At 69.7% G+C, this 531-nt stretch carries 1 protein-coding gene; it reads right to left on the bottom strand.

The genetic code is table 11. From position 1 onward, the window contains the following. Positions 1-58 precede the first annotated feature (58 nt). Positions 59-531, bottom strand: a 473-nt coding sequence (locus tag OZ10_RS20185) for an FHIPEP family type III secretion protein (RefSeq protein ID WP_039566906.1), incomplete at its 5' end; no start/stop codon positions are given.

The raw sequence follows: 531 nt of genomic DNA, 5'->3' as shown, positions 1-531 counted from the left end.
GCCTTCTCCCGCAGGCGGGAGAAGGTGGCGCGTAGCGCCGGATGAGGGGCGCTAGTCTTTAGCTGATGGTGCCGACCAGCTTCAGGCGCTTGTCTTCCGGCACTTCGCTGTAGGCCAGCACCGACAGGCTGGGCACGCTGTGGCGGACCAGGCGGGCCAGCGCCGCGCGCACCTGGCCGGGGACCAGCACCACCGCCGGTTCGTTGCGCGCTTCCTGCTTGCCCACGCAATCGGCCAGGCTCTGGTGCAGGCGCTCGGCCAGGCCCGGTTCCAGCGCCACGCCATTGCCGTGGGTGGATTCCTGCAGCACGCGCTCCAGCTGCGGAGCCAGGGTGAACACTGGCAGTTCGGCGGACATGCCGGCGATCTCCTGCACGATGAAGCGGCCCAGCGAGGTGCGTACCGCTGCAGTGAGGGTGGCCGGGTCCTGGCTGTGCGGGGCGTGCTCGACCAGCGCTTCGACGATCTTGCGCAGCTGGCGCACCGGAATGCGCTCGATCAGCAGGTTCTGCAGCACGCGCACCACCACCG

The sequence above is a fragment of the Xanthomonas cannabis pv. cannabis genome, assembly GCF_000802365.1.
Taxonomy (GTDB): Bacteria; Pseudomonadota; Gammaproteobacteria; order Xanthomonadales; family Xanthomonadaceae; genus Xanthomonas; species Xanthomonas cannabis.
Note: the sequence above shows the minus strand (reverse complement) of the source record. Positions and strands in the feature narration are given on the sequence as shown.